The 9,841-nt window shown below is 30.0% G+C and carries 9 protein-coding genes and 2 rRNA genes (1 of these 11 running past the window's edge); 5 read left to right on the top strand and 6 right to left on the bottom strand.

Going from position 1 to position 9,841, the window contains the following annotated elements; translation table 11 throughout:
* From ACXAG4_RS00655 to ACXAG4_RS00645, 3 genes are all read left to right on the top strand, one after another.
* Positions 1-250: ribosomal RNA gene (locus tag ACXAG4_RS00655) — 23S ribosomal RNA — on the top strand; it begins 2,550 nt to the left of the window's first position.
* A 161-nt stretch (positions 251-411) separates the two neighbouring features.
* Positions 412-519, top strand: a 5S ribosomal RNA gene (gene rrf, locus ACXAG4_RS00650).
* Positions 520-850: 331 nt separating this feature from the next.
* Positions 851-1,543, top strand: coding sequence for a phosphatase PAP2 family protein (locus tag ACXAG4_RS00645; RefSeq protein ID WP_475294152.1), 693 nt, complete (start codon positions 851-853; stop codon positions 1,541-1,543).
* Here ACXAG4_RS00645 and ACXAG4_RS00640 read toward each other — a convergent pair.
* Both ACXAG4_RS00640 and ACXAG4_RS00635 read right to left on the bottom strand, forming a co-directional pair.
* A complete protein-coding gene (locus ACXAG4_RS00640; RefSeq protein WP_475294151.1) occupies positions 1,530-2,390 on the bottom strand; it encodes a lysylphosphatidylglycerol synthase transmembrane domain-containing protein in 861 nt (286 codons plus the stop codon). The two genes, ACXAG4_RS00645 and ACXAG4_RS00640, sit on opposite strands and share 14 nt — an antisense overlap.
* The gene (locus ACXAG4_RS00635) at positions 2,353-3,354 is read right to left on the bottom strand and encodes a glycosyltransferase family 2 protein (RefSeq protein ID WP_475294150.1); all 1,002 of its coding nucleotides are present in this window, start codon (positions 3,352-3,354) and stop codon (positions 2,353-2,355) included. Before ACXAG4_RS00635 ends, ACXAG4_RS00640 begins: the two co-directional genes overlap by 38 nt.
* A gap of 44 nt (positions 3,355-3,398) precedes the next feature.
* On the opposite strand from ACXAG4_RS00635, the gene ACXAG4_RS00630 reads away from it, so the two are divergent.
* Both ACXAG4_RS00630 and ACXAG4_RS00625 read left to right on the top strand, forming a co-directional pair.
* On the top strand, positions 3,399-4,988 hold the full coding sequence (locus ACXAG4_RS00630) for an ArnT family glycosyltransferase (protein ID WP_475294149.1): 1,590 nt from the start codon (positions 3,399-3,401) through the stop codon (positions 4,986-4,988).
* 69 nt (positions 4,989-5,057) lie between these two features.
* A complete protein-coding gene (locus ACXAG4_RS00625; protein WP_475294148.1) occupies positions 5,058-5,558 on the top strand; it encodes a hypothetical protein in 501 nt (166 codons plus the stop codon).
* On the opposite strand, the gene ACXAG4_RS00620 is transcribed toward ACXAG4_RS00625, so the two are convergent.
* The 4 genes from ACXAG4_RS00620 to ACXAG4_RS00605 are packed head-to-tail and all read right to left on the bottom strand — an operon-like array spanning position 5,559 to position 9,804.
* Positions 5,559-5,795 (bottom strand): DUF6095 family protein, encoded by a 237-nt coding sequence (locus ACXAG4_RS00620; RefSeq protein WP_475294147.1) that lies wholly within the window; start codon positions 5,793-5,795, stop codon positions 5,559-5,561.
* Positions 5,782-6,600, bottom strand: coding sequence for an N-acetylmuramic acid 6-phosphate etherase (gene murQ / locus ACXAG4_RS00615; RefSeq protein ID WP_475294146.1), 819 nt, complete (start codon positions 6,598-6,600; stop codon positions 5,782-5,784). The genes ACXAG4_RS00620 and murQ overlap by 14 nt, the downstream gene beginning before the upstream one ends.
* A gap of 20 nt (positions 6,601-6,620) precedes the next feature.
* The gene (locus ACXAG4_RS00610) at positions 6,621-7,430 is read right to left on the bottom strand and encodes a DUF4249 domain-containing protein (protein ID WP_475294145.1); all 810 of its coding nucleotides are present in this window, start codon (positions 7,428-7,430) and stop codon (positions 6,621-6,623) included.
* A 4-nt stretch (positions 7,431-7,434) separates the two neighbouring features.
* On the bottom strand, positions 7,435-9,804 hold the full coding sequence (locus tag ACXAG4_RS00605; RefSeq protein ID WP_475294144.1) for a TonB-dependent receptor: 2,370 nt from the start codon (positions 9,802-9,804) through the stop codon (positions 7,435-7,437).
* Between the last annotated feature and the right edge of the window lie 37 nt (positions 9,805-9,841).

The following is a 9,841-nucleotide window of genomic DNA, read 5'->3' as shown; positions in this document are numbered from 1 at the left end:
TTGAGTGGATCTGACTCTAGTACGAGAGGACCGAGTTGGACTAACCTCTGGTGTATCTGTTGTCACGCCAGTGGCATTGCAGAGTAGCTACGTTGGGAAGGGATAAGCGCTGAAAGCATATAAGCGCGAAACCCACCACAAGATGAGATTTCTTTAAAGGGTCGTGGGAGATGACCACGTTGATAGGCTACAGGTGTAAAGGCAGTAATGTCATAGCCGAGTAGTACTAATAACCCATAGGCTTATTGTACGCCTGTTTTTTTAGAAGAGTTTAGTAATTAAAGTTCATGTAATTTTTTCAATATGTTAAAATATTTGCTACGAAGTAGCAGTTTGAAAGTAAAAAGTATAAAAGTGATAAAGTGTATAACTTTAAGAGCTTTAAAACTTAAATCTTTGAAACTTAAAATTTAAGGTGGTTATAGCGATGGGGCTCACCTCTTACCATTCCGAACAGAGAAGTTAAGCCCATTAGCGCCGATGGTACTACATTTGTGGGAGAGTAGGTCGTTGCCTTTTTTGAATCCCGATTCTAACGAATCGGGATTTTTTTTGCTTTATACTTAAGGTAATTTTACTTAACAAATGATACTTATTGTAGTTTATAAAATTACCTTGGCTGGTGGCTGCAATAGTGATAGTAGTGGTTAGCTTTTGTAAAACTTTTATATATGGTTTTACAAAACTAGTAACGCATAGCGCGATTTTTAAATACTTTTAAAAAAACGCTATATTTATTAGACTTAACCTTTATTTAATTTAATACTTGTTAAATAATATTTGTTTAAAATATATTTTACATCCTTTTTATGGTAATATTTTAATTTTAAGCTGTTATAAGTTTAAAGATATGTTACAAAAAAATGTGTTTAATGTATTAATGGTTTTTTTAAGTGTTTTATTATTAATAACTCCGTTAATATTGTTTGAAAAGGGAACAGTTTTATTGTTTATTAATAGAAATCATTCATATTTTCTTGATGGTATTTTTAAAATATTAAGTAGTATAGGTAATGGCTTTAGTATTGCTGTTATTGGCATTTTATTGTTACTATTTTTTAAAATTAAGTATACTTACCAATTTTTACTTTCTTTTTTAATCCAATTATTTATTGTTTTAATGTTTAAAGAGGTTATTTTGCATGGTAGTTTTAGACCTTTTAAATATTTTGGTAGCAATGAAGGTTCTGTTATTTTAAATTTAGTGGAAGGTGTTAAAATATATAGTTTTGGCACTTTTCCGTCTGGCCACACGGCAACCATATTTTTTATAAGTACGTTTTTAGCTTTAATTGTAAATAATAGATTGGTAACTGTGTTGTTAATGGTATTGTCTGTTTTTGTTGGTGCATCTAGAATTTATTTGGTTCAGCATTTTTTTATAGATGTATATTTTGGTTCTATTTTTGGTGTTTTATCTTCTGTAATGGCCTATGTTTTGGTTAATAGCTACAGAAAGCCATGGTATAACAGGTTTTTATTTCCTAATATATTTGACATTTTTGTTAGAACTGAAACGTTAGCAGAACCTAATTTAAGGTGATATTTTCTTCTTTAAATTTTATACCAAAAATGGCATAATAAACACCTAACAGCGATATTATAGCTGTAATTAAGTTAAAAGCTAAACCTACGGCTATACCTATTTCTGTATTTATAAAAAAATAACATGAAGCTTGTAGGTATACAAATTCTCTTACTCCGAAGCCTGAAAATGATACTACAGATAATACTGAAGACACTAAAAATAATATAACATAAGGAATGAAGGTTGTTTCTTTTGTTATTGCGTATGTTAAACAACATATACAAGCACATTGTAAAAGTTGAATAATTAGTGATAAATAATAACCTTTATTAAATACTTTTTTTAATGTTTTGAAAATGTAACCTGTAATAATTTTACCAGCAAAAAATGATAAAATAGCTAGTAAAATTAAAACATAATTCATCCAAGGCTTTAGTATTGACAGAGTTGAAGCTAATAATAATGTAATTGTTGTTATAGCAATTAGGCCTATTAACCTGTCTATAATTACGCATTGACTTAATGCTTTAATTTTCCATTTATATGATTTATTTAAAATGAATACTTTGTAGGCATCACCACCAATACCACCTGGAATAAAGAAATTGTAAAACATACCAACAAAATATAATTTGAGGTTTGTTTGCGATTTTATTTTGAAATCAGCATGGTGAAAAATAGATAATAGTCTGTATGATGATACAACTTGAGATATAACAAATAAAATTACGGCTAGTAGTAAAACAAGCAGATTACTTTTTTTATATAAATTGTAAACTTGATTTATATCAATTTTTTGAAGAACTAGAAAAAGTAAAAAAACACTAACCGATAATTTGAGAAATAATTTTATTTTCTTCATGTGTTTTTCTTGATTCAAAGGCTGAAATTTTTCTAATTTTATACGGTTTTTTCTTTTGAGATTCAAAATAGGTTTTCATTAATAAATCTGTTATAATCCCAATTGTAAAAAACTGAATACCAATTAAAACCATCATAACGCCAAGAATAAGCATTGGTTTACCCCAAATGTTTTGCCCTAGAATTTTCAAAATAAAAAAATAGAGGTTTATTACAGATCCAATTCCAAAAAATATTAAACCCATATTACCAAATAAATGCATGGGCCTTTGTAAATATTTACGTTGAAAAAGAATTAAAAGTAAATCGTTTACAACTTTAAAAGTTCTACCTAAGCCGTATTTAGATTTTCCAAACTGCCTTTCATGATGTTTTACCGGTACTTGCGCAATTTTAGCACCATTTAAAAAGGCTGATAAATTTATGAAGCGGTGCATTTCTCCATATAAATTGAGTTCTTTTGCAATTTCTTTAGTGAAAATTTTAAGGGCACATCCTTGGTCTTTTAAATCTAATTTTGTGGCTTTTCTAATAATAAAATTTGCAATTTTAGAAGGTATAGTTCTTACAAAATTATCTTTTCTTTTGGCTCTAATTCCCGTTACTACATCCCAATGTTCAGCTTTTAATTTTTGTAACATGGCAGGAATATCGGTTGGGTCATTCTGTAAATCGCCATCCATTGTAATAATATAATCGCCTTTCGCCGCATCAATACCAGCCGATAGCGCTAAACTTTGCCCGTAGTTTTTTCTAAGTTCTATTAAAGTTACATGGGGTAAATTCATTTTCAAAATATTCACTCTTGTATAATCAGTAGAAAAATCGTCAATAAAAATAATTTCATATTGAAATCCTTTTAAAGCATTATCTATACGCTTGGTTAATAAGGCCACATTATCTTCTTCATTATAAACTGGAATAATAACAGAAAGGTAACCATAATCTAATTTTGAAAATGTCATAATACATTTAATTTGATGAACTAAACATCAAAATTATTTCTTTTATGCTATTAGAACGTATTCTTAATGATAAGAAATTACTAAGTGTTTTTATAATTAGCTTAATTATATGTGGGTTTTTTATACATGCCTTTCCTATTTATATTTTAGATGAAGCTAAAAACAGTGAGGCAGCCAGAGAAATGTTAATGAATAATACATTTATTATACCAACTTTTAATGATGTTTTACGTACAGATAAACCACCATTGCATTATTTTTTTATGATGTTAAGCTATAAAATTTTTGGAGTAAATGCTTTTGCTGCTCGTTTTTTTTCATCGGTTTTTGGAGCACTTACAATAACCGGAACTTTTTATTTTGTAGCAAAATTGTTTAATAAACAAACAGCCATATTAACGTGGTTTGTACTTATTAGTAGTGTGTTTTTTGTGCAAGTGTTTCACCAAGCTGTACCAGATCCTTATTTAATATTTTTTATAAGTATGGGTTTGTTTTGTTTTCTAGATTTTTACATTAATAGAAACAAAATATTTTTATTGCTTTTTTATATATGTTTAGGTTTAGGCACACTTAGTAAAGGCCCAGTAGCAATAGCATTACCAGGTTTAATAATTCTTATTTTTCTAATATTTAAAAAAGAATTATTCACTAAAAAACTGTTTAATTATTACCCCGTTTTAGGTGGTTTGGTAACTCTTATTATTGCTATACCTTGGTTTTTTGTAGTGCATAAAGCTACCGGTGGATTATTTACCGAAGGCTTTTTTTTAAACCATAATATAAATAGGTTTAGTAGTAAAATGGAAGGGCACGGAGGTATATTTTTAATTACTTGGGCTTTTGTAGTTTTAGGGCTCTTGCCATTTTCAGTGTATATAATTCAAGGTTTTAAAAACGCTTGGTTGCATAGAAAAAATACGTTTGTTTTATTTGGGCTTATTACATCTGCCGTTTTTATTGTGTTTTTTAGTATTTCAGGTACAAAACTGCCCAATTATACTATGCCTTGTTATCCTTTTTTAGCTGTTTTAATAGCGCATTATTTACAAAGAATAATTAAAAATAAAGAACCTGTAAAATGGTATAAATGGAGTAGTATTGCCCTTATTTTAATTTCTGTTTGTTTACCCATAGGTGCATTTATTGCGTTTAGTATTGAAAAGCAATTGCAACCAATAAAATGGTACAGTTTATTGGTTGCAATTGCTTTAATAGGCGCTTTTAGTGGCTATTATTTTATTAAGAAAACACAATTAAAAAAAAGTATAGCAATTATTGGGTTAACCTGGGTGATTTTAGGTATGATAATTTTTGGAGTTATTTACCCTAAATTAATTGTTTTAAACCCCGTTGAAAAATCATTTGGAATTATTCCAAAACAATCAAAAATTGTTGCATATAAGCGTTTAGATGCTGCTTTTCCTATAAATTATAAACAAACTTTTGAAGTTTTTGAAACCAAAGAGGCTATTCATAAATTTTTAACTGAAAATGAAAATGGCATAGTTATTTCAAATTATAAACACACAAAAAAAGATTTTGAAGCTGAAAACATTGAAATCTTGTTAGAATACAAGGCGTTATTTGAAAACCATAAAACTTTAATTTTTAAAAAAGGAAATAAGGAGTAAGTTATTGAAATTTAAACGGACTAACATCAAAAATTTTCCAATTCAAATTATTTAACTATTTTAGTTTCTATGGATAAAATTATTGCAGCTACCTTAAAAACCCTTGAAAAGTCTAGATTCTTATTAGTGCAATTATCCAATGAACAATTACAAAATGCTTCTATTTCTCCTTACTATTCAAGCATAGGTTGCCATATTAGGCATATTTTAGATTTTTATGATTGTATTTTTAAAGCTCATAAAGGTGAAGTTATAGACTTAACTGCAAGAAGTAGAAATAAAGCTGTAGAATGTGCTTGTAGTAAAGCGCTTGATTATTTATTTTCTATTGAAAATAATTTGAAATCTTTTAATTTAGAAATGGAAACAACCGTAAAGGTTATTGATGATTTGGGTATGGGCAAAATTGAAATGCATTATACCATGGCTTCACTATTTTCGCAAGCCAATAGCCACACCATTCATCATTATGCTATTATAAACTATATTCTTGAAGGTTTAAAAATTAGTTTTAATGATAGTAGTTTTGGTTACAACCCAACAACACCTAAAAATGTAAAGGTTTCTTAATTATTTCTTTTTAAACATACTATTTAAAATAGTATTAATGCCTTTAAAAGCTAAAACTACAGCTGTTATAGCTACTAAAATTCCAATAATTAAAATTACGGCATCAATAGGTTTTTTTATACTTGTTTGAGAAATATATATTAAGGTTGGCCCTAAAAACATACAGCCTAAAGAACCAGCCATAAATTTAATGCCTTTTACAAGTATATCTTTATCGGTTCTATTAGTTTTGGTCATTATAATTATTAATAGCTAAACGCACACTACCGTATTTTTTTAGTAATTGTTGTGCTTGGTTTTCAGGAATATTAAGTTCTTTCATTATCATTTTTGTGCCTCTATCAACTAATTTGTTGTTGCTAAGTTGCATATCAACCATTTTGTTCCCTTTTACATGCCCCAATTGAATCATGCTGGCAGTAGTAATCATGTTTAACACGAGTTTTTGTGCTGTACCAGCTTTCATTCTAGAGCTTCCTGTAACAAATTCTGGCCCAACAATAGCTTCAATAGGAAGCTGGGCTGTTTTAGACAACGGACTGTTATGATTACAAGTAATACAGCCAGTTACAATATTGTTTTCATTGCATTTTTTTAAAGCTGAAATAACATAAGGCGTGGTGCCCGAAGCAGCAATACCAATAACAACATCATTACTTGAAATGTTATGGTTTTGAAGATCTTGCCAACCAAGGGTTGTAGAGTCTTCAGCAAATTCAACGGCTTTTCTAATGGCTGTATCACCACCAGCAATTAGTCCTATTACTAAACCATGATCTACTCCAAAAGTTGGTGGACATTCCGAAGCATCAACAATGCCCAAACGCCCACTTGTGCCTGCACCAATATAAAACAAGCGTCCGCCTGTTTTTAGTTTTTTTACAATTTCAGAAACTAAAATTTCTATTTGTGGTAATGCTTTTTCAACAGCAAGCGGTACTGTTTTGTCTTCATTGTTAATGTTGGTTAACAATTCTATTACACTCATTTTTTCTAAGTGATTGTAATTAGAATCTTGTTCAGTGGTTTTAGTAAATTTCATGAGTTCAAAAATACATTAATTTATTGAACGGTGTAGGTAAAAACATCAGTTTCGGTAACTCTAAAATAGCCTAACGGATAGTTTTCAGGGGTGGTTTCATTAACGCAATTACCCCTAACGGTGGCTGGTTGGGTTTCAAAAGGATCACCTGTTTCGTCATCGGTTTGTTGTAAAAGCACAAAAATATAGTTATAACAACGTTGTGAAATGCCAGATAGTTTTATTCTTAACTGGTCATCTTTTTTTAAATCTTCATCAACATAAAATCCAAAAATTTGATTTCCGTTATTAAACTCATCGTCATAAACCTCAAGGGTTGGCATATTTCCATGGTTACCAAATTCAAATAAATAATAGTTTTCTTGGTTTGCAGGATCAGTATAATAGGCCTTTATTTCAATATCTTCACCCGAAAAACCACCATTATCATTTTGTTCCACAAAATCAATAGGAACAACGGGCATTAAGGTTTCTGTAGCTGTATAGGTTTGGTTTTCGTAAATTACAGTAAGCTTATATTCCATGTTAATTATGGGCGCAAAATTGTAGTTTTTATAAGAACCTTGAAACTCTTCATTAAAAGTAAAGGTATTGTTATCAGCATCAGTAACTGTAACAATTGCGCCGGTTGCAGGTGGTATATTAACATCAAAATAGGGTGCGGTTAGGCTTAATTTTATTTCTTGTTCATTACCTGTAGTGCCTTTTTCCCAAGAGAGTGTTGCATCAATTACTAATCTTGGTGGCGTGTTTTCTAAATCTACATCAATAACATCTTCACAAGAAAACATTAAACAAAATAGAGTTAATAAGGTTATTATTTTTTTCATGATGTTAAAACTTAAAATTATAAGAAACAGATGGCACTATACCAAAAATGGTAAGTCTTGTAGCTTCATTTTGCATTTTATCAAAGTTTTTTCCAAAGGAAATAGATGCTGCATTTTTTCTGTTGTAAACGTTGTAAATACTAAATACCCAGTAGTTTTTCCAGTTTTTTTCGCGTTTTTGTTTAGGGGTATAATTTACCGCAATATCTAACCTGTTGTAAGACGGCAACCTGTTTTCATTACGTGCACCAAAATTAGGAATATTTACACCGTTATATTCATATTGGCTGTTTGGAAACGTTACTGGTTGCCCGGTTTGAAACAAAAAATTAGCATTTAATTTTATACGATTGCTTAAATTATAGCTTGATGTAATTGAAATATCATGAGTTTTATCATAAGGTGTATTGTACCACTGGCCATTGTTAATACCTATTTCATTGGGTGTTCTGCCTTTTGTTTGTTGCTCAGATTTTGAAAGCGTGTAGGCTAACCAACCTTTAAAACGTCCTTCGTTTTTTCTAAATAAAAATTCTAAACCATAAGCTCTGGCATTACCGTTTAAAATAACTTGTTCAATGGCGTTGTTAGCAATTAAATCGGCACCATCAATGTAATCTATTCGGTTTTTTATGGTTTTGTAAAAGCTTTCAACTTCTAATGAAAATAAATTATCATTAAAATCTTTAAAATAGCCAACAGCATATTGGTGCAACTCTTGCGGTTTTATGTATTTGCCACTGGGTGTCCAAATATCTAAAGGCGTTGGTGCGTTGGTGTTTGATAGCAAATGTAAATACTGATACATTTTGTTATAACTGGCCTTTACAGAGCTTGTATTGTTTAACTGATAAGCTAAAGAAAATCGTGGTTCTAGGTTAAAAAAGCTTTCAATAACATCACTACGTTTAAAGAATTGAGTATCTGTAGGTGTGGCTTTTTCGTAAATTTTTAAATCGTTATTAAAAACTACAGCTTGGTTATTTTGGTAAACGTTAAGTTCATCTTGCCCTAACCTTAAAAACGAACTTAAGCGTAGGCCGTATGAAAGTGCTAGCTTTTTGCTTATTTTATGTTCAACATCAAAATATAAAGCGTTTTCAAATGCATATTTATCTATTAGTTTAAATGGATTAATACCTGAACTAGATGATGTTGGGTTAATTTCACCTGGATTAAATTTATGATAAATACTATTTAAGCCATATTGAAGTTTTATTTTGTTGTTAAGGTAATGTTTAAAATCATATTTAATGTTGAAGTTTCTAATACCGGATATCCAATCAAACTCAACAAAATTAAGTTTTAAATTATAGTCGTAATCTGAATAAATGAGTGATAAGTTTGAAAAAAGCTTATCAGAAAACAGGTGGTTCCATCTAAAATTTAAAACCGTATTGCCGTAGGTGTTTTCAAAAGTATCTTCAATACTAAACACATCTCTTCCAAAATAACCTGATAAGTAAATATTGTTTTTACTGTTTAATTTATAGCTTAATTTGGTGTTTAAATCGTAAAAATAGGCCTTGTTTTCAATATCAAAAAGTGGTAAAAATAGGTGCGCGTAACTAGATCTTCCACCTAATAAAAAAGAACCTTTGTCCTTTTTTAAAGGGCCTTCGGCCAATAACCTGCTAGAAACTAAACCAATGCCACCATTCATGTGAAATTCTTTACTATTTCCTTCTTTTTGATAAATATCTAAAACCGAAGAAACGCGTCCGCCATAGCGTGCAGGTATTCCGCCTTTGTAAAGACTTAAATCTTTAATGGCATCTGGATTAAACACAGAAAATAATCCGAATAAATGTGATGAATTGTAAATAGTAGCTTCATCTAAAAGAATTAAATTTTGGTCTGCAGCACCACCACGTACGTTAAAGCCAGAAGCGCCTTCGCCAACCGATGTTACACCAGGTAAAAGGGTAATGGCTTTTATAATATCAGCTTCACCCATAACAACCGGAATTTCTTTAATTGTTGAAGACGTGAGCTTGTTAACGCTCATTTGTGGCTTTTTTATACTTAATTTTTCAATGTTTTCGGTAATTACAACGGCATCTAAATCTTCAATGGCATTTTTTAAACTGAAGTTTTTGGTAATATCAGTATTAAGCTGAATAGTATCAGTAAGGGTAGTGTAGCCTAAATAGCTAATTATCATTTTATAAGTACCCTTTGGTAGCGTTATTGAAAAGAAACCATATTCATTTGTAGTTATACCGGTTTGCAAATCGGGAAAAATAATGTTTACACCAATAAGTGTCTCGTTACTTTTTTCTTCGGAAATGGAGCCGCTTAACGTAAATTTTTCTTGCGCATTAATTGAAAAACAGAAAAAAATGGAGAGTACCCATAAATATGAGATTTTCATGCAATAACAATTTTTTATAAATGTATAAAAAAAGCTC

It is taken from the genome of Seonamhaeicola sp. ABD4_175 (assembly GCF_056160885.1).
Note: the sequence above shows the minus strand (reverse complement) of the source record. Positions and strands in the feature narration are given on the sequence as shown.